This window comes from Streptococcus anginosus subsp. whileyi MAS624, assembly GCF_000478925.1.
Lineage (GTDB): Bacteria > Bacillota > Bacilli > Lactobacillales > Streptococcaceae > Streptococcus > Streptococcus whileyi.
In genome coordinates this window covers 1,275,566-1,295,381 of record NZ_AP013072.1, presented here as the reverse complement: position 1 = coordinate 1,295,381, position 19,816 = coordinate 1,275,566, and the positions used below count along the sequence as shown (strand labels likewise).

The window sequence follows — 19,816 nt, the reverse complement described above, 5'->3', positions numbered from 1 at the left end:
ATGACAGAATATAACTGGAATGAAAAACATATTGTTACTTTTCCTGAGGAAGAGGTTGTTTTATCAACGAAGAATTTGCATGTTTACTATGGTAAAAACGAATCCATTAAAGGGGTTGATATGCAGTTCAAGAAAAATAAGATTACAGCTCTTATCGGGCCTTCAGGTTCTGGTAAATCAACCTATCTTCGCAGCTTGAATCGGATGAATGATACGATTGACATTGCTAAAGTCACTGGTGAGATTTGGTATGAAGGTATTGACATTAATCGCCCAGATATCAATGTCTATGAAATGCGGAAGCATATCGGAATGGTCTTTCAAAGACCAAATCCTTTTGCTAAATCTGTTTACCGCAACATCACCTTTGCGCATGAACGTGCCGGTGTTAAGGATAAGAAAATCTTAGATGAAATTGTAGAAACATCTCTAAAACAAGCAGCTCTGTGGGAACAAGTAAAGGATGACCTTCATAAATCTGCTTTGATGTTATCAGGCGGTCAGCAGCAACGTCTCTGCATTGCCAGAGCCATTTCCGTGAAGCCAGAAATACTTCTAATGGATGAACCTGCTTCTGCACTCGATCCAATCGCAACAGCGCAGTTAGAAGAAACGATGTTAGAGTTGAAGAAGAACTATACGATTATCATCGTGACCCACAGCATGCAGCAAGCGGCGCGTGCGAGCGATTATACTGGTTTCTTCTATCTTGGTGATTTAATCGAATATGATGAAACTGCCAATATTTTCCAAAATGCTAAGTTACAGTCTACGAATGACTATGTTTCTGGTCATTTTGGCTAAGAAAATTGCTGCTTAATTAGAATTTATTAAAGGATTATCAGAATGACAGAACCTATTTTACAAATCAAGGACTTGTCGGTTTATTATAACAAAAAGAAAGCTCTTAATAGTGTATCATTGGATGTATTGCCTTATGAGATTACAGCTTTGATTGGTCCTTCTGGGTCGGGAAAATCAACCCTCTTAAAAGCAATTAATCGCATGGGTGATTTAAATCCAGAGGTGACAACGACAGGCACTGTAATTTATAACGGGCACAATATTTACAGTCCACGGACAGATACGGTGGAGCTTCGCAAAGAAATTGGAATGGTTTTTCAACAGCCCAATCCATTTCCAATGACGATTTATGAAAATGTTATTTACGGTTTGCGAATCAATGGCGTTAAAGACAAAGAGGTACTAGATGAAGTAGTTGAAACATCATTAAAAGGAGCATCTATTTGGGATGAAGTGAAAGATCGTTTGAATGATTCAGCGATTGGCTTGTCAGGAGGTCAGCAGCAACGTGTCTGTGTGGCTCGTGTTTTGGCGACAAGTCCGAAAATCATCCTTTTAGATGAGCCAACATCAGCACTTGATCCCATTTCTGCAGGAAAAATTGAAGAAACACTTCATGGGCTGAAAGATCAATATACAATGTTACTCGTGACCCGCTCAATGCAACAGGCTAGTCGTATTTCAGATAAGACAGCTTTCTTCCTAAATGGCGATTTGATTGAGTTTAATGCCACGAAAGAGATGTTCCTCAGTCCGATTCATAAGGAAACGGAAGATTATATCACAGGCAAGTTTGGTTAGAGATTGTAATTGTTCACTACAATATTGTGGTTATTTTTAATGTTTTGGAGATTGCTGATTCTCCCTATATATAAATGCACATATACTTGTAGACAAGAATTATGTAAAAAGATGGATTTTCGTATAAAATTCTTTAGATCTTAGGAAAGGAAAATTTATGCTTAGAGTACAATTTGAAGAAGACTTAGCAAAACTCCATAACCAATTTTATGCAATGGGAAATGAAGTTTTGTCACAGATTAATCGCACAGTTCGCGCATTTGTGACCCACGACCGCGAATTAGCAAAAGAAGTAATCGAAGAAGACGCAGAAGTGAATGAGTATGAAGTAAAGTTGGAGAAAAAATCTCTGGAAATTATTGCTTTGCAGCAGCCAGTTTCACAAGACTTACGCACAGTTATTACAGTTTTGAAAGCAAGTAGTGATGTGGAAAGAATGGGCGACCACGCTGTTTCCATTGCACAGGCGACGATCCGCATGAAAGGAGAAGTTCGCATCCAGTCTGTTGAGGAAGAAATCAGCAAGATGGGGCGTGATGTTAAAAACTTTGTGGAAGCAGCGCTTGATCTTTACCTTAATGGCGATGTGGACAAGGCTTACGAAGTAGCTGCTATGGATGAGAAAATCAATCAGTACTTTGATGATATTCGAGACCTAGCAACGCAAGAAATTAAGTCAAATCCAGATTTGATTGTGACAGGTCGTGATTACTTCCAAGTTATTTCGTACTTAGAACGTATTGGTGATTACGCCAAAAATATCTGTGAATGGGTTGTTTATTTTGAAACAGGTAAAATTGTTGAAATGTAAATACTAACTAAAAAAATTTGAGAATCATTTCTCAGATTTTTTATTTTCCTCTTCTTTTTCCGAATAAGGATATGAGGAGGTTTTTTATGTATAGTATTTCATTTCAGGAAGATTCTTTGTTGCCAAGGGAACGTTTAGTTGCAGAAGGTGCAGAACAATTGAGCAATCAAGAATTGTTATCCATTCTTATCCGCACGGGCAATAAAAAAGAAACTGTTTTTCAAGTTTCTCAACGAATTTTATCAACTATTTCTAGTTTGAATGATTTGCGCAATATGACGCTACAAGAATTGCAATCAATCTCTGGAATTGGTCGTGTCAAAGCTATTGAATTACAAGCTATGATTGAATTAGGACAGCGAGTCAGTAAGGCAGAATTGATTACGCAAGAGCAAATTTTAGGTAGTCAAAAGCTGGCGAAAAAAATGCAACAAGAATTGGGGCATAAGAAGCAGGAACACCTTGTGGCTTTATATCTGAATACTCAAAACAAAATCATTCATCAGCAGACGATTTTTATCGGTAGTGTGTCAAGCAGTATTGCAGAGCCACGAGAAATCCTGCATTATGCTGTAAAACACATGGCGACATCCATTATTTTGGTGCACAATCATCCGTCAGGAGCTGTACTGCCAAGCAAAAATGACGATGAAGTGACCAAACATGTAAAAGAAGCGTGTGAATTAATGGGCTTCATCTTACTGGATCATCTCATCGTCGCAGAGAAAGATTATTATAGTTATCGCGAAGAAACAGACTTGATTTAAAGTCTATTGACAACATAGTCAAACAGCATTCGATCTTTAGGACGTGTTTCAAATAAGAATTCTGGATGCCACTGGACTCCCAGATAAGCGATTTCATCAGTTGTTGTAATGGCTTCAATGGTGTTATCTTTCGGATCACGGGCAATGACTTCTTTTCTGCTAAATCTTTGATACTCTGATGATGGAAAGAGTTGATATGAGACACTTCGCCGTAAATCTTTTCCAAAACAGAACCGGATTTAGTGACTAGTTTTTGAGTAGTATATTCAGCAGAACTATCTTGCCAATGGTGCTCAATATCTTGATAAAGAGTTCCACCCATTGCAACATTAAACAATTGCGTACCGCGGCAAACGGTAAAAATTGGTTTTTGTTGCTGGATAGCTTCATGGATTAAGGCTAATTCAAACAAATCACGCTCCAAATGGTAATCATCACTGTCAATTGTTTTTTCTTCGCCATAGAATTGTGGTGATACATTTTGCCCACCCGTTAGGATAAGTTTGTCAATCATCTGGATGTAGCACCGTGCCATATCTGCATCTCCAATCGGCAATATGATAGGAGTTCCACCAACTTCTTTTACGCCCTCTACAAATCCTTTAGCAGCATAGCTCATGATGGCAAATTCGTCTTCAGGGTTGGGTCTTTCATTTCCAGTAATTCCGATAAGGGGTTTCTTCATAAATAAATATCTGCTCTTTCTAATTATTTAATACCCTTTTTTCATAAAGTAGAGGAGTGTTTGCAGCTCACTTGTCAAGTCAACATATTGAACAACAACATCTTTTGGAACGGTTAAGTGAACGGGTGAGAAACTGAGAATACCTTTTACGCCAGCTTCTACAAGGATAGTTGCCACTTCTTGAGCTCTTGTACTTGGAACCGTCAAAATAGCGGTCTTTACATCTATATCTTTTAGTTTATCATTTACTTGTGAAATGCCATAAATAGGAATCCCGTCATTTGTAGTCGTTCCAACTTCAGGATGATCATCGGTGTCAAATGCCATAACAATCTTCATTTTATTACGTTCATGGAAGCGGTAGTGGAGTAATGCGTGTCCCATATTACCGATACCGACTAACATCACATTGGTAATAGAATGATCATGAAGTAAATCAGCAAAAAAATTCATGAGTTTTTTTACATCATAACCATACCCACGACGACCTAATTCACCAAAGTAAGAAAAATCACGACGAACAGTTGCAGAATCAATCCCAATTGCATCTGCGATTTGTTTTGAATTGGCTTTTTCAATTTTTTCGGAATTAAATCGTTTGAAAATCCGATAATACAGAGAGAGCCTTTTAGCAGTTGCGCGTGGAATGGTTGTATTTTTTTCAGATTTCACAAAATCACATCCTTTCAAAGACTATTTTATAGAAAGTTTGTGAAAAAATCAACTTATTTGATAAAAATAGAAAAGGAGTAGGACAAAATCAAAGATTTTTGGTTTGTTTCCTACTCTTTATTGTTTTACTAATGATTTAAAAATGAGTTTTTAAGCTATTTGTTTATTGTTCTTGTTTAGTGAAAATACCACGTTCTACCAAGCTATCCATTAAGAAATAAAACTTTTCTTGAATGATGTGATTGTCTTCTGATTTAAAAATATTCACTAACCGAAGGCCAGATTTGTCTGTGATGTTGATTTTTACACCTGAAAGGTTTTTGTTGATAATGATTTTCAACAAAAAGCCGTCTCCACTATTGGGAACATTTTCTAATAAGCGTGTCAATTCGTAATTTCCAACTTTGGTTTCAGCAAATGTGTTATCACGCAAAGTAAATTTTTTTACGTTTTCTCCAAGAGAGTAGCTGTATGGGCAATCTTTTAAGTGAATAGTGGTCTGAAAAGCCATCTATTTATCCTCCTAAAATTTCTTTTAATGTTGTAGTAAATTGTCGAACTTCTTCTGAAGTATTTTGTTCTGAAAAGCTAATGCGGATAGATTCCTTTAATTGCTCTGAATCACTACCATACAAAGCTTCAAGAACATGACTGGGCTCAACGGCACCTGCTGTACAAGCAGAGCCAGTTGAGATAGAGATTCCAGCTAAGTCTAAACGCATAAGTAGTAAGTCATTAGCTTGTTTAGGAAAGCCGAGATTTATTACATAGGGGAGTGCATGAGAATCATTATTTATATAGTAATGGATTCCGTCAAGTTCAGAGAGAAGTTGCTGTTTCAAACTTTCAACATGTTCCATGTTTTCTTGGTAGCAATTGAGGCTCTCCTTTAGAGCTGCAACCATACCGGCAATAGCCGCTAAATTCTCAGTTCCTGCACGTCTTTTATCCTCTTGATCTCCACCGTGTAAAAATTTGTCAAATTTTACATGATTGAAGTACAAGAAGCCGACTCCTTTAGGACCGTGAAATTTATGAGCCGATGCACTCATGAAGTCAATTCCTAGTTCTTCAGGATACACAGGTAATTTGCCTATAACTTGCACAGCATCCACATGATAAGCAGCGGGATGATGTTTCACAATGTCAGCAATTTCTTTGACTGGAAGCATATAGCCTGTTTCATTATTGGCGTACATGGTTGAGACAAGTATTGTATCTTCTCGAAGGGCTTCTTTTATCTGTTGAGCCGTAATCTCTCCATTTTTAGGTTGGATATAAGTAGCTTCAAAGCCAAATTTATCCACCAGATATTCAATCGTTTCAAGAACCGAATGATGCTCAATAGCAGTAGTAATAATGTGTTTTCCTTGATCCTGATGGGCTAAGGCATATCCTTTTATGGCTGTATTGTTACTTTCTGTTCCACCAGATGTAAAGATGATATGTTGACTATTAGTATGAAGCAGTTCAGCAAGCTCTTGTCGGACTTCGCGAAGAATTTTACTAGCAGCTCTTCCGTGGCTATGAATGCTAGATGGATTGCCAAAGGTATTTTCCATAACCTGTGTCATAGCAGTAATAGCAGCTTTTGACATGGGAGTTGTTGCTGCATTATCGAAATAAATCAAGATTTCTCCTTATTTCTTTTTATTGTAAGCAAAGAGAGGACTAACTGGCTTTCTTTTATGAATACGAACGATTGCATCTCCGATTAGCCCACTTGCAGTAATGTATTGAACATTTTTCGGAGTTTTTTCTTTCGTTGCAACTGAGTCAGTAACCAGGATTTCTTTGATAGGAGAGTTATCTAACTTTTCAGCGGCTCCCTCAACAAATAAACCATGACTAGAAACTGCATAAATCTCTGTTGCACCTTCACGTTCAACGATTTTTGAAGCTTCCGCAAAGGTACGTCCGGTATTTAAAATATCATCAATGAGAATAGCTTTTTTGCCAGCAACATCTCCGATAATGTATCCTTCGTTACGATGAGAATCGTCTTGTGCATAGTCAATAATCGCAATTGGAGCATCTAAATGTTCTGCTAAGCTTCTAGCACGTTTAACACCAGAGTTTTTGGGACTGACCACAACTACGTCCTCGCCAGACAAGCCTTTTTCGCAGTAATGTTTGGCAAAAAGAGGAACGGTGTAAAGGTTATCAACAGGGATATCAAAGAAGCCTTGAACTTGGACAGCATGCAAATCTAGGGTTAGAACACGATCAACTCCTGCTTTTACCAACATATTTGCTACGAGCTTGGCTGTAATTGGTTCGCGAGGAGCGGCCGTTCGGTCTTGACGAGCATAGCCAAAATATGGCATCACAACATTGACAGAATTAGCGCTGGCGCGATTGCAAGCATCCACCATGATGAGAAGTTCCATCAAATGATTATTGACAGGAAAACTTGTTGATTGAATGATAAATACATCAAAGCCACGCACACTTTCCTCGATGTTTACTTGGATTTCTCCGTCTGAAAATTGACGTGATGAAAGTTTTCCAAGAGGCACATCAGCAGCTTTAGCGATTTTTTCGGCAATATCGTGATTGGAATTTAGTGCAAACAACTTCATCTGTGCTTTATCCGTCAGTATATCCATCATAACTTATTAAGACTCCTTTTGATTTCTACACTCCATTTTATCAAAAAATAAGTAAAATTTCAGCTTTTTATTCATAAGTTTTGAGCAAATCTTGCAACTTTAGGTTTTGCATATTTATAATGGATATGATGAGCTTGTAAAAAGCACTCGAATTGTTCTTTTCCAGTTTTTGCATCTGTCACTTCCAGCTCTAATTCGTAGTCTGTTTTGTCAAAATAATGATTTTCATCAAGTGCCATTAAGCCAATAGTGGTTTCTTTTTCATAGCGAATAGTTGTTAAGCTCCCTAGCACCTTTAATTCATCGAGATTGATAGCAGCGTGAGTCAGCAGGGTGCGTATTTCTCCTTCAGGTAGCACACATGTATTGATGAGTGTGTGACACTTTTCTAAAGTAAAAGATTGATTGTATTCCATATTACCGACCTGTTGCGGAATTTTCAAAGTTAATTCGGCACGATTGTCAAAAGCACGAATTCGAAGTGCCATTTTTGCATCTCGGATTAAAAAGTCGGCTGTGTCAATATAGTAGTTTGTCTGTTTGATAGCAGATACATCAGAAAACAAGGGGAGCAGTTGTTGGTGCTCATTCTTTGTCAGAAGTGTTTTGTATTCAATTTCTAGGTGGTTCATTTTCCAATCCTTTTCTTTTGTTTGAAAGCGATTTATGTTATAATAAGTATTGTGTTTATTTTATAAAAAAATAAGTAAAATGACAAGGTGATAGTATGGAAGTAGAATGGGAAGAGTTTCTGGATCCTTATATTCAAGCGGTTGGTGAGTTGAAAATCAAACTGCGCGGGATTCGCAAACAATACCGAAAACAGAAACAGCATTCTCCGATTGAATTTGTAACAGGTCGTGTAAAACCGATAGAAAGTATCAAAGAAAAAATGGCTTTGCGTGGGATTAAAGAGGAAAATCTAGCGCAAGATATGCAAGATATAGCTGGTTTGCGTGTAATGGTTCAATTTGTGGATGACGTAGAAGAAGTTTTGGATGTTTTGCGAAAGCGCCACGACATGCGGATTATCCAGGAGCGAGACTATATTAAAAACCGTAAGGCTAGTGGTTATCGAAGCTACCATGTCATTATTGAATATCCTGTTGATACAATTAATGGCAATAAAATCATTTTAGCAGAAATTCAAATTCGTACTCTGTCCATGAATTTTTGGGCAACGATTGAACATTCTCTGAATTATAAGTATAAAGGAGAATTTCCAGATGAGATTAAGAAACGTTTGGAAATTACAGCAAAAATTGCCTATCAATTAGACGAAGAAATGGGAAAAATTCGCGATGATATTCAAGAGGCACAAGCTTTATTTGATCCAATTAGTCGTAAATTAAATGATGGCGTAGGAAATAGTGACGATACAGATGAAGAATACAGGTAAAAGAATAGGGATTATCAGTAATCGCAGACGGCAAAGTCAAGAACTTTGTCGCCAATTAAAACAAAAATTAAAGCAAAATCATTTTATTTTGAATGATAATAATCCTGATATTGTCATTTCAATCGGTGGCGACGGGATGCTTTTGTCAGCCTTTCACAAATATGAAGATCAGCTAGACAAAGTTCGCTTTGTTGGTGTTCACACAGGACATTTGGGCTTTTATACAGATTATCGAGATTTTGAGTTGGACAAACTAATTGATAATTTAAAATTAGATACGGGCGCAAAGGTGTCCTATCCGATTTTAAATGTTAAAATTTTCCATGGAAATAATGAAATTTGTATAAAGCGTGCATTAAACGAGGCGACAGTCAAGCGTTCTGGACGAACAATGGTCGCTGATATCATTATCAATCAAGTGCATTTTGAGCGCTTTCGTGGTGATGGCATTTCAGTATCAACTCCGACAGGAAGCACAGCTTACAATAAATCGCTAGGCGGAGCTGTTCTCCACCCGACTATTGAAGCTCTTCAGATTGCAGAAGTTGCAAGCTTAAACAATCGTGTGTTTCGGACTTTGGGCTCCTCAATTATCGTTCCTAAGAAAGATAAAATTGAAATTATGCCGACTTGGAATGATCGACATGCAATTTCGATTGACAATCAAAATTTTATGATTAACAATATTTCTAAAATTGAATTTCAAATCGATCAACATAAGATTAACTTTCTTGCTACACCGAGTCATACGAGCTTCTGGAATCGTGTCAAAGATGCCTTTATCGGCGAGGTGGAGGAATGAGGTTTGAATTTATCGCAGATGAGCATGTGAAAGTCAAAACCTTTCTAAAAAAACAGGAAATTTCCAAAAGTTTACTTGCAAAAATTAAGTTTTCTGGCGGGGATATTCAGGTAAATGGCAAAAAGCAAAATGCCATTTATTTGTTAGATATTGGCGACAAAGTTGCCGTCGATATTCCTGCAGAAGAAGGTTTTGGCAGTTTGCAAGCTGTAGAGAAAGATTTAGAAATTGTCTACGAAGATGCACATTTTTTGATTTTGAACAAGCCATCTGGTATAGCAAGCATTCCTAGTGTGAATCATTCTAATACAATGGCAAATTTTGTGAAGGCTTATTACATTGCAAATCATTATGAAAATCAGCAGATTCATATTGTGACTCGTTTAGACCGTGATACGAGTGGTCTGATGTTGTTTGCAAAACATGGTTATGCTCATGCAAGATTGGACAAACAGTTGCAAAAGAGAGTCATTGAGAAGCATTATTATGCTTTGGTCAAGGGTTCGGCACCGTTAAAGCCAGAAGGAGATATTATTGCTCCCATAGCGCGTGAAGATAGTAGTATCATTACTCGCTGTGTGGCAAAAAATGGAAAATATGCTCATACGAGTTATAAAGTTTTAGCGCAGTATGATGACATTTATCTCGTGGATATTCACCTTCATACAGGACGGACACACCAGATTAGGGTTCATTTTTCTTATATTGGTTTTCCGCTCTTGGGAGATGATTTATATGGTGGGAGTATGACTGACGGAATAACGCGGCAAGCGCTTCATTGTCATTCATTGCGTTTTTACAATCCATTCCATGAGAAAGTTGTGAATAAATCAAGTCCTCTTCCGGAAGATTTTAAAACAGTTATTCAAAAATTAAGCAATAATTAAGGAGTAAAACATGAAAATTTTTGAAACAATTCGTGAAACATTGCAAGACAAAGAAGTGAAGATTGTCTTACCAGAAGGTGAGGAACCACGTATTCTTCAAGCTACTAAACGTTTGGTAAAGGAAACAAGTATCACACCTGTTTTATTGGGAAATCCTGAAAAAATTCGTATTTATCTTGAAATTGAAGGTGTGACAGAAGGTTATGAAGTCATTGACCCTCAAAATTGTTCATGCTTTGAAGAAATGGTTGCAGCTTTTGTAGAACGTCGTAAAGGAAAAATCACAGAAGACGAAGCGCGTAAATTATTGAAAGAGGATGTCAATTATTTTGGTGTAATGCTTGTTTATCTTGGTAAAGTACAAGGTATGGTTTCTGGTGCGATTCATTCTACAGCAAGCACGGTTCGCCCAGCTCTTCAAATTATCAAAACACTTCCTTGGGTTTTTCGCACATCTGGTGCCTTTCTCATGGTTCGCGGTGATGAACGCTATGTTTTCAGTGATTGTGCAATCAATATTGATCCAGATGCTAAAACATTAGCAGAAATTGCTATTAACTCTGCCTTGACCGCGCAAATCTTTGACATTGACCCTAAAGTGGCTATGCTGAGTTATTCAACTAAAGGTTCTGGATTTGGTGAAAAGGTTGATAAAGTCGTCGAAGCAACGAAACTTGCGCAAGAAATGCGACCAGATTTAGCTATTGACGGAGAGTTACAGTTTGATGCAGCTTTTGTGCCTAAAACGGCAGAATTAAAAGCTCCAGGCAGCAATGTAGCTGGTCAAGCAACTGTCTTTGTATTTCCTGGCATTGAAGCTGGAAATATCAGCTATAAAATGGCAGAGCGTCTCGGCGGCTTCTCAGCAGTCGGTCCTATTTTGCAAGGATTGAATCATCCAGTAAACGACCTTTCACGTGGATGCAACGCTGATGATGTTTATAAATTAACATTGATTACTGCCAGCCAAGTAGTTGGTCATTATTAGAAAGCCAAGACAGAATCCAGAATTCAAGTTCTGGGTTCTCTTTTTATTTTGTGTTATACTAAAGTCATATCTCAATAAAAATGCTGATGTTGTATCTTGGGTATTTATAAGCTATACCCGTGGTGCTAGTTAAGTTCAAAATAGCTCAAATTATAAGTCAATAGGATTTGTTCAATCCTCAGTTGTAGTCCAGCTACTCCTCTGGCAAAGGTGTGTTCCATATCAAAGAGAGCACATAACTCAGAAAAGCGCGTTTCAATGGTTCTCCTCATAACTAGTAATCTCCAGTTGTTATGCTGGCTCGCGCTTCCCATATTCTGACGTAAGGGCGTCCATAAATGATACCCTCTCTGTTTCAACCGATCTTTAAGAGCCTGACTGAGATACCCTAAATCTGCTAAAATCACAGATTGTTGGCAGCCTTCCAATAAATCCTCCACCACTTTGATATCATGAACAGAAGCTGACGTGACAATATAGTTCAGAATATAACCAGATAAGGTAACGAGCATGTGAACTTTAAAACTATAGAACCATAAGTGTTTTGACGCATTGTAGCCAATGTCTACCAATCCTTCGAAAATACTTGCTCTATGGTTACGAACAGACTGACAAAGTGGTAGGGGAAAACTGTCTACGATGGCAATCGTATTGGGGGAGATTTGGTCATTCATCGCCTGACGAATGAGTTGTAGCAACCAAATCAACTGCCTTGAACGACGATTGAAGCGACTTCTTTCCAGAAGTCGGCCACAGGGAGACGGTAGCACTATTGTCCAAACTTGATGTCGACAAACATATAGATGTTGAAATTAAGCTTGATGAGCTTGATTTGACAAGTGCTGAAAGTAAAGCGACTTATGCACAAATCAAGGAATATATATTGGAAAAATTTGATTTAAAGGTTTCGACACTCTATATTGCACAGATTAAAAAGAAATGTGGAATTGTACTGAGGGAGCATTATAATAAATCAAAAAAAGAGAAACAGGTTATTCCACAATGCACACCGGAAAAAGAGGAAGCTATCATGGATGCATTAAGGCATTTTAAAATGATTTAGTAGAAATGGAGGGTATTTATGAGGTGGATATTAAAGATAATTTTATTTCCAATAATATTACTTCTATCAATACTAATTTCTTTTCTAAAATTCATAATTAGTGTTAGTAGAATGATTCTAGGAATATTATCGTTCTTAGTGGTATTGGGTTCGCTTTCAGCCCTTATACAAAAAGACACAACTACCTTTATTCAAGCACTGGTAATAGCATTTTTGATAAGTCCCTATGGACTGCCTAAAATTGCATTATGGGTTACAGCATACATTGAATTTGCAAGGGATAGATTGAAAGAAATATAAAGAAACTAATGAGGTGATAGAGAAAATACTATCGCCTTTTTTCATGCCAAAAATTGAAAAGAAAGGAGGGGATGATGTGAGTATGTATTTATTTGACGAGCAGCCTATTATTGCAAATAAAGCATTGGCAAGAGCATTAGGGTTAAATGAAGCCTTAGTATTGCAACAGATAAACTATTGGATTGAGATAAATAAGAAGTCCGGTAAAAACTATCATGATGAGAAATATTGGACATACAATTCTATAAGGGCATGGCAAGAAAATGATTTTGACTATATGAGTGTTGATACAGTAAAAAGAACTTTTGCCAAACTTGAAAAGGCGGGTTATCTTTTGGTTGGAAACTATAATAAAGATCCAAGAGATAAAACAAAATGGTATACGATAAATGATGAAAAATTAGAAGAATTATATCTTGAATTGAATAAGAAAAAGCTGGAACATGAAAGAAGCATTTTAGAGAAAGAAAGTCAAAATACCATGCACAATGCATTAGGGCAAAATGCACCAATGGAATATGGCAAAATGCACCAATGCAATGATGCATATAGCACTGATGCATTCAATGAAAATCTACCAACGCATTATGGCAAATTGCATGAACCGTTACCAGAGATTACTACAAAGAATTCATCAAAGAATACTTCATATATTTCTTCAGGGGCTTCCTCCCACCTACCCATCTATGAAGATAAAGATTTGTACACGATGGGCGGATTGGATGGAGGGAATAAAAAAATAAAATCATATCAATCCTGTTTAGAAGAACTTAGAGAAAGTACAGGATATAACGAACATATGGAATTGGGAAATAAGATTATTGCACGAACATACGATGAAATTATTAGAGTTTTAGCTGATGTAATGATATTAAATGCAGATGATACAGTTACTATCAACCAAACAAAGTTACCGGCATCTATAGTTCAAGAGAGGTTTAGAAGTTTAAATTCATCGCATATGGAGTATCTTGTAAATGCGTTATCAGAAAATGAAGCCAAAATAAGAAATGTTAGGGCATTTATTCTAACCGCAGCATACAATGCACCAAGTAATATGGATGCCTATTATACTGCGCTTGTTAGTTATGATATGAGGGAAGGAGGACTTTGATGATAAATGAGGAAATTGCAAATAGAGTAGTAAATATTGAAATAAATGTTTTAAAAGCAACATATCAGGAGATATTAAATCATATCAATAAATTACATCAACGATCAAAACAATATGGAGGCTTAGGAAAATTAGTTAAGGCTGAAGGTAGTGAAGTGAAGCTCAAAGATATGGTAAAGAAAGGTCAGCTCGAAGAAATTCCGGTTGAAGAAGCAGAGCTTAAAGAACTGAAAAAAGAAATGAACCGATACGGAGTTAAGTTTTCAGTCATGAAAGATAAAGAAAGTGGGAAATACTCAGTATTCTTTCAAGCTAAAGATATGAAGGTTATGGACAAAGCATTTAAGCACGCCCTGTCAGAATCGGAAAAGAAAACGGAAAGAAAAGAATCCATCCATAAGAATATTGAGAAGTTCAAGGAGATGGCTAAAAACTCTGTTTTCAAAGATAAAATCAAGAATAAACAAAAGGAGCAGAGCCTATGATAGCTAAGATATTAAAAGACATCAAAGGCTTATTTCAGGTGCAAGATAAGGCAAAGTTTGTAAAGCAGAACATTCCCTATCTTGCATTTTTCTATTTAGGAAACATCTTTGCCCATCATGTGAGAGCTTATGTAGGTGGCGATATTATTGACAAAATCTTTCAAGGGATATTAGAGCTTAATACCATGAGTTTTATTCCGAGTATTTATCCGGTGGATATACTCACAGGAATTGGTATAGCTACTTTAATCAAATTCATTGTCTATACTAAGAGTAAAAATGCGAAAAAGTTTAGACAGGGGAAAGAGTATGGTTCAGCAAGATGGGGAACGAAAAAAGATATAGAACCATACATGGATGAAAAGTTTCAAAACAATATCTTACTTACCCAAACAGAAATGTTAACCATGAATGGCAGACCGGCAAATCCAAAGTATGCAAGAAATAAAAATGTACTTGTAATCGGTGGTTCAGGAAGTGGAAAAACCCGATTTTATGTCAAACCTAACTTAATGCAGATGCACTCGTCATATTGCGTAACCGATCCGAAAGGAACGATAGTCCTTGAGTGTGGCAAGATGCTTGAGGATAATGGCTATGAGATTAAAATCTTAAATACTATCAACTTCAAAAAGAGTATGAAATACAATCCCTTTGCCTATATCCGTTCTGAGAAAGACATTCTGAAATTGGTGCAGACAATCATAGCAAATACGAAAGGAGAGGGCGAAAAAGCAGGTGAAGATTTTTGGGTCAAAGCTGAAAAGCTCTACTATACAGCCCTTATCGGCTACATCTTCTATGAAGCTCCAAGAGAAGAAAAGAACTTTGCAACACTTCTCGATATGATAGACGCTTCAGAAGTTAGAGAAGATGATGAAACCTATATGAATCCGATAGACAGACTCTTTGAAGCACTGGAAAAGAAAGAGCCTACACACTTTGCAGTGAAGCAATATAAAAAGTACAAATTGGCTGCCGGAAAAACGGCAAAATCTATTCTTATCTCTTGTGGTGCAAGGCTTGCTCCATTTGATATTAGGGAACTTAGGGACTTGATGAGTGAAGATGAACTTGAACTTGATACACTCGGAGATAGAAAAACTGCACTCTTTGTTATTATCTCTGATACAGATGATACCTTTAACTTTGTAGTATCCATTATGTACTCACAACTTTTTAATCTCTTATGTGATAAGGCAGATGATGTATATGGCGGACGATTACCTATCCATGTGAGATGCTTACTTGATGAATTTGCAAATATTGGTTTAATACCTAAGTTTGAGAAGTTAATTGCCACAATCCGTTCAAGAGAAATATCCGCAAGCATCATACTTCAAGCACAATCTCAGCTAAAGGCGATATATAAGGATAATGCAGATACAATTGTAGGCAACTGTGATAGTACCTTGTTTCTTGGTGGCAAGGAAAAGACCACATTAAAGGAACTTTCTGAAACGCTGGGGAAAGAAACTATCGATCTTTACAATACATCGGAAACAAGGAGCAATCAAAAGAGCTTTGGACTTAACTATCAAAAGACAGGTAAAGAGCTGATGAGCCAAGATGAGATTACGGTCATGGATGGTGGAAAATGTATCTTTCAGCTTAGAGGCGTCAGACCTTTTCTTTCAGATAAGTACGACATTACAAATCACAAGAACTATAAGCTGCTTGAGGACTATGATAAGAAGAATTTGTTTGATATAGAAAGCTATATGAAGCGAAAAGGGAAATCGAAGCTTAATAGAGATACTGTGATTACAAGATTGTAATATTAACTGTTATAGCTTTATAGGGCATGGGTATATTTGATATAATTGTTTATATAATAAGAGTCTATATAAAGGAGAATTGAGCGTGCGTGATAATAAAATTCTAAGACCAGAGTATATATTTGAACAATATGTATCGAACTTATTTAATAAAAGTGGGTATCAAACTGTAAATGAAGCAGATATGAAAGAAGTTAAATCCAACTTGCCAAGCAGAAGAGCCGATATAATTGCAAAAAAAGAAGAAAAAATTTACTGTATTGAAGTTAAATTTTCAACAATTTCAGAAAAAACAATTGAACAAGTTTACAGCTATATAAGTGGTACAGATATGATTCCGGTCATTGTTACGGCTTTTGAAGTTAAAGAGGAAGAAAAAAGTATATATAAAAATAAATATCCGGAATTAGAAATAATTGATATTTCTAATTTGCTTTATGTTGTTAAAGATACTGATAAACTTAAGTATGAATTGATTTCTATATTACCTTTTTCTGTAGAAGATATTTCTCCACAAAAATCTTTTATTGATATAGATTTCTTACAACATAACAATTATATAGAATCACTAATTAAGGAATTGGATTTATGCAAATCTGGCAAAAAATGTTTTAGTACCTATGAAGATGTTTGTTATAGGATATTAGAACTATTATTTTCGGAGGATTTAGCTTTATGGAAAAAACAAGAAAAATCAAATAATGATTTATATAGATTCGATTTACTATGTAGAATTAAAGATGATAATAAGAAAACATTTTGGTCAATTGTTGAAAATTATTTTAAAACAAAATATATAATTTTTGAATTTAAGAATTATTCGCAAGCAGTTACTCAAAAAGAAATATATACAACAGAGAGATATTTATATTCTAAAGCTTTAAGATCTGTTGGAATAATAATAACTCCAAATGGTTATGATACAAATGCTTTTTGGGCAGCAAAAGGATGTTTGAGAGAGAATGGAAAACTAATATTATTACTTACAAATAATGACTTATTAGAGATGATAAAAATGAAAAATGATGAGGAGAATCCATCAGAGTACTTACTAAATAAACTTGATGAAATACTTTTAGAGTTGGAGAAGTAAATTCATATAGTAATAAGTTATATATTGTGTGTAAACTCGTTTGTTTTATGTTTTATACAGAAATATAATATTTGGAAGACGATAGAAAGAAAAAATCTATCGTCTTTTTTATTACTTAAAATCAGGAGGTAAGATGATAAGGATCAGAAGTCCCACTAAGAAAAAACTAAATAGAAAAAGTATCAGCGATTGGAAAAGAAATACTCCAGTCGCTTTTTTATTGAATTGAAAAGGAGAAATTTTTAATGAAGCAGGAAATGATTAACATCAACGCCAACTTATTGGCAGAGCCTACCTTCTCAAGTTTTGAAAATGAAGGAGAGAAAGTAGAAGTTGCAAACTTCACGCTTGTAAAAAAGTACGGTAAAGGCAAGGAGTATATTAACTGTGCAGCTTATGGAGAAAAAGCTGAGAAAGCAAAGGACTTTGAAAAAGGAGATTTAATTCATATCTTTGGTTACTTTAAGAAGCGTGAAAAAGAGGGAAAGACTTACAAAAACTTTGTAGTGAAGTCATATAACAAGATTGAAAAGAAAGAAGAAAACGAGGAGGAATAACTTATGGCATTTTTTACACAGGCAGTTAATGTATTAAAGATTTTGGTTATGGCAGTAGGTGCAGGACTTGGAGCATGGGGCGTTATCAACCTGATGGAAGGATATGGTAATGACAATCCCGGTGCTAAGAGCCAAGGTATTAAGCAATTGATGGCGAAATAAAGACGGAATGACACAACAAAATCTCTAAAACAAAACAGATACTCAAATATAAATTGAATATAACCAATATTTATGGTATAATCCTTATAAATATAGTATTAAAAGAAAAGAGGATTAGTATGGCATTAAATTATAAACCGTTATGGATACAGTTAGCCAAAAAAGGCTTGAAGAAAACTGATGTAATAGCTATGGCAAATCTTACCACCAACGTTATGGCACAGATGGGAAAGAATAAGCCTATAACACTAAAAAACTTAGAAAAAATATGCAAGGCTTTAGATTGCACACCAAATGATGTATTTTCATTTGATGATTATATTGGATAAGTATATGGAGTTATGAGATATGAAAGAGATAATAATTATAGATGATGATATTGCGTTATGTAATTTAATTAAAAAATGTTTAAGCACAGACGGATATTCTGTAGATATTGCCAATAACGGATTGGATGGATATAAGAAAATCCGAAGTGCAAATAATCTGTGCTTGATTTTATTAGATATTATGCTTCCTGATTTTGATGGATTTCAAGTTTTGGATATGATAAGAGAAGAATACACTGTTCCAGTTTTAATGTTAACCGCAAAGTCCGATGATGATTCGAAAATTTATGGGCTTAAACAAGGTGCGGATGATTATCTAACGAAGCCGTTTAATATTAATGAACTTAAAGCAAGAGTTGAAGCTATGGTCAGAAGATTCACAGACTTTAATCAGAAAAGTACAGATCAGCTTAATGAAATCATAATAGAAGATATGAGAATAGATAAAGAGAATAGAACTGTAAAAATAAGTAATAACAGTATCGAATTAACAAGTAAAGAATTTGACTTGTTATATTTTCTCGCATCTAACAAAGGGAGAATTTTTACAAAAAAACAAATATATACGAATGTTTGGGAAGAAGATTATCTTTTTGATGATAGTAATATCATGTCCTTTATAAGTAAACTCCGAAAAAAAATAGAACCTAACCCTGAAGAACCGACCTATATTTTGACAGTAAGAGGCGTGGGTTACCGTTTTAGTAAGGGGGAATGATGTATGGATATAAAAAATATCATAATCTTGATACTTTTATGTGTGATCCTATATTTAGTAAAAAAGATCACGCATATAAAAAAGGAAATAGATAGGATTAGGGAGGTACTTGTTGATATCAAACATGGTGATTACAATCGTAGAATTTTAATTAAGAAAAATGATACTACAGAAAAAATTTGCCACGATATAAATGAGATAACACTACAAAGTCAAAATAAACTAATAGAGCAAAAACAGTCGGAGCAGGCATATAAATCACTCATGACAAGTTTATCTCATGATGTAAAAACTCCTTTAGCATCTATGGTTGGGTATTTGGAAGCAGTTCAAGAAGGACTTGTTACAGGTGATGAAAAAGATGACTATATAAAAGTTTCTTTAAGTAAAGCACATTACTTAAAGGATTTTGTAGAAAAACTTTTTGATTGGGTAAAATTGGATTCAGGAGAATGGAAGTTTTCTTTTGCGGATAAGGATTTGAACGAATTAACAAGAAATGTCATAAGTGATTGGATTCCTGTTTTTGAAGAAAAACATATAAGCTATGAAATTGAAATTCCGGAACAGGAATGTAATATAAGGATAGATGAAAATGCTTATTTTAGAAGTTTAAACAATATTATAAACAATATTATTGTTCATAGTAATTGTGATAGAGTACATTTGAAATTAGAAGAATCGGATACAAAAGTTATTTTGACGATTTTAGATAATGGAGATGGTATAAGTGAAAAGGACTTACCATATATATTTGACAGAATGTATCAGGCAGATAGTTCAAGATTAACAAAAGGTTCAGGGCTTGGATTATCAATCTCCAAAGAATTATTGCGAGTAAATAATGCTAAAATAAGCGTAAGTAGTGTGCCAAATATAAAAACTGTTTTTACTGTAGAGTTTGCAATGTAAATAGCTGATTTAGGAAGCCTCTTAGGGGGCTTTTTTTATTGAAGCAAGATAAAAACAAGAGTGTCGCAAGATTATGG

At 35.5% G+C, this 19,816-nt stretch carries 22 protein-coding genes and 4 pseudogenes; 19 read left to right on the top strand and 7 right to left on the bottom strand.

Annotated elements, in window-relative coordinates; translation table 11 throughout:
- From pstB (ANG_RS06610) to radC, 4 genes are all read left to right on the top strand, one after another.
- Complete coding sequence (pstB, locus tag ANG_RS06610) at positions 1-804, top strand: phosphate ABC transporter ATP-binding protein PstB (RefSeq protein WP_003033284.1); 804 nt, start codon at positions 1-3, stop codon at positions 802-804.
- A 42-nt stretch (positions 805-846) separates the two neighbouring features.
- Positions 847-1,605 carry a phosphate ABC transporter ATP-binding protein PstB gene (gene pstB, locus ANG_RS06605; RefSeq protein WP_003033290.1) on the top strand — a complete coding sequence of 253 codons (759 nt, stop codon included), beginning with the start codon at positions 847-849 and terminating at the stop codon, positions 1,603-1,605.
- A gap of 157 nt (positions 1,606-1,762) precedes the next feature.
- Positions 1,763-2,416, top strand: a complete 654-nt coding sequence (phoU, locus tag ANG_RS06600) for a phosphate signaling complex protein PhoU (RefSeq protein WP_003033270.1) — start codon at positions 1,763-1,765, stop codon at positions 2,414-2,416.
- Between the two features lie 86 nt (positions 2,417-2,502).
- Positions 2,503-3,183, top strand: coding sequence for a RadC family protein (gene radC / locus ANG_RS06595; RefSeq protein WP_003033331.1), 681 nt, complete (start codon positions 2,503-2,505; stop codon positions 3,181-3,183).
- Here radC and ANG_RS06590 read toward each other — a convergent pair.
- From ANG_RS06590 to ANG_RS06565, 6 genes and pseudogenes are all read right to left on the bottom strand, one after another.
- A pseudogene (locus ANG_RS06590) lies at positions 3,180-3,868 on the bottom strand (gamma-glutamyl-gamma-aminobutyrate hydrolase family protein). The gene radC and the pseudogene ANG_RS06590 sit on opposite strands and share 4 nt — an antisense overlap.
- 27 nt (positions 3,869-3,895) lie before the next feature.
- On the bottom strand, positions 3,896-4,540 hold the full coding sequence (locus tag ANG_RS06585) for a redox-sensing transcriptional repressor Rex (protein WP_006267105.1): 645 nt from the start codon (positions 4,538-4,540) through the stop codon (positions 3,896-3,898).
- 163 nt (positions 4,541-4,703) lie between these two features.
- Positions 4,704-5,051, bottom strand: a complete 348-nt coding sequence (locus ANG_RS06580) for a DUF1831 domain-containing protein (RefSeq protein ID WP_003033258.1) — start codon at positions 5,049-5,051, stop codon at positions 4,704-4,706.
- A gap of 4 nt (positions 5,052-5,055) precedes the next feature.
- Positions 5,056-6,171: a cysteine desulfurase family protein gene (locus tag ANG_RS06575; protein ID WP_003033292.1), complete on the bottom strand. Its 1,116-nt coding sequence runs from the start codon at positions 6,169-6,171 to the stop codon at positions 5,056-5,058.
- Between the two features lie 9 nt (positions 6,172-6,180).
- A complete protein-coding gene (locus ANG_RS06570) occupies positions 6,181-7,140 on the bottom strand; it encodes a ribose-phosphate diphosphokinase (protein WP_025271840.1) in 960 nt (319 codons plus the stop codon).
- 83 nt (positions 7,141-7,223) lie between these two features.
- Positions 7,224-7,784: a CYTH domain-containing protein gene (locus ANG_RS06565; protein ID WP_003033316.1), complete on the bottom strand. Its 561-nt coding sequence runs from the start codon at positions 7,782-7,784 to the stop codon at positions 7,224-7,226.
- Positions 7,785-7,879: 95 nt separating this feature from the next.
- On the opposite strand from ANG_RS06565, the gene ANG_RS06560 reads away from it, so the two are divergent.
- From ANG_RS06560 to pta, 4 genes are read left to right on the top strand one after another with little or no spacing between them, the layout of a single operon-like run.
- Entirely contained in the window at positions 7,880-8,551 is a 672-nt protein-coding gene (locus ANG_RS06560; RefSeq protein ID WP_003033241.1) for a GTP pyrophosphokinase, read from the top strand.
- Entirely contained in the window at positions 8,535-9,353 is an 819-nt protein-coding gene (locus ANG_RS06555) for an NAD kinase (RefSeq protein WP_003033280.1), read from the top strand. The genes ANG_RS06560 and ANG_RS06555 overlap by 17 nt, the downstream gene beginning before the upstream one ends.
- Positions 9,350-10,240, top strand: a complete 891-nt coding sequence (locus tag ANG_RS06550; protein WP_003033251.1) for an RluA family pseudouridine synthase — start codon at positions 9,350-9,352, stop codon at positions 10,238-10,240. The genes ANG_RS06555 and ANG_RS06550 overlap by 4 nt, the downstream gene beginning before the upstream one ends.
- 10 nt (positions 10,241-10,250) lie before the next feature.
- Positions 10,251-11,228, top strand: a complete 978-nt coding sequence (gene pta / locus ANG_RS06545; RefSeq protein ID WP_025271839.1) for a phosphate acetyltransferase — start codon at positions 10,251-10,253, stop codon at positions 11,226-11,228.
- A gap of 125 nt (positions 11,229-11,353) precedes the next feature.
- Here the strand turns inward: pta and ANG_RS06540 are convergent.
- Positions 11,354-11,986: pseudogene (locus tag ANG_RS06540) on the bottom strand (IS982 family transposase); the annotation flags it as partial.
- Between ANG_RS06540 and ANG_RS06535 the strand changes: the two are divergent.
- From ANG_RS06535 to ANG_RS06485, 11 genes and pseudogenes are all read left to right on the top strand, one after another.
- Positions 11,959-12,291 (top strand): annotated as a pseudogene (locus ANG_RS06535) (23S rRNA (uracil(1939)-C(5))-methyltransferase RlmD); the annotation flags it as partial. The pseudogenes ANG_RS06540 and ANG_RS06535 sit on opposite strands and share 28 nt — an antisense overlap.
- Before the next feature lie 18 nt (positions 12,292-12,309).
- Complete coding sequence (locus ANG_RS06530) at positions 12,310-12,591, top strand: CD1845 family protein (RefSeq protein WP_025271836.1); 282 nt, start codon at positions 12,310-12,312, stop codon at positions 12,589-12,591.
- A gap of 76 nt (positions 12,592-12,667) precedes the next feature.
- Positions 12,668-13,705 carry a DUF6017 domain-containing protein gene (locus ANG_RS06525; RefSeq protein WP_025271835.1) on the top strand — a complete coding sequence of 346 codons (1,038 nt, stop codon included), beginning with the start codon at positions 12,668-12,670 and terminating at the stop codon, positions 13,703-13,705.
- A complete protein-coding gene (locus ANG_RS06520) occupies positions 13,705-14,190 on the top strand; it encodes a PcfB family protein (RefSeq protein WP_025271834.1) in 486 nt (161 codons plus the stop codon). The genes ANG_RS06525 and ANG_RS06520 overlap by 1 nt, the downstream gene beginning before the upstream one ends.
- The gene (locus tag ANG_RS06515; protein WP_025271833.1) at positions 14,187-15,968 is read left to right on the top strand and encodes a VirD4-like conjugal transfer protein, CD1115 family; all 1,782 of its coding nucleotides are present in this window, start codon (positions 14,187-14,189) and stop codon (positions 15,966-15,968) included. The genes ANG_RS06520 and ANG_RS06515 overlap by 4 nt, the downstream gene beginning before the upstream one ends.
- A gap of 85 nt (positions 15,969-16,053) precedes the next feature.
- Complete coding sequence (locus tag ANG_RS06510) at positions 16,054-17,061, top strand: hypothetical protein (RefSeq protein ID WP_025271832.1); 1,008 nt, start codon at positions 16,054-16,056, stop codon at positions 17,059-17,061.
- 245 nt (positions 17,062-17,306) lie between these two features.
- Positions 17,307-17,618, top strand: a complete 312-nt coding sequence (locus tag ANG_RS06505) for a single-stranded DNA-binding protein (protein WP_004832499.1) — start codon at positions 17,307-17,309, stop codon at positions 17,616-17,618.
- Positions 17,619-17,621: 3 nt separating this feature from the next.
- Positions 17,622-17,774: pseudogene (locus tag ANG_RS10970) on the top strand (Maff2 family mobile element protein); the annotation flags it as partial.
- A gap of 125 nt (positions 17,775-17,899) precedes the next feature.
- Entirely contained in the window at positions 17,900-18,109 is a 210-nt protein-coding gene (locus tag ANG_RS06495) for a helix-turn-helix domain-containing protein (protein WP_025271830.1), read from the top strand.
- 19 nt (positions 18,110-18,128) lie between these two features.
- Positions 18,129-18,827 (top strand): response regulator transcription factor, encoded by a 699-nt coding sequence (locus ANG_RS06490; RefSeq protein WP_025271829.1) that lies wholly within the window; start codon positions 18,129-18,131, stop codon positions 18,825-18,827.
- Between the two features lie 3 nt (positions 18,828-18,830).
- The gene (locus tag ANG_RS06485; RefSeq protein WP_025271828.1) at positions 18,831-19,739 is read left to right on the top strand and encodes a sensor histidine kinase; all 909 of its coding nucleotides are present in this window, start codon (positions 18,831-18,833) and stop codon (positions 19,737-19,739) included.
- Positions 19,740-19,816 lie beyond the last annotated feature (77 nt).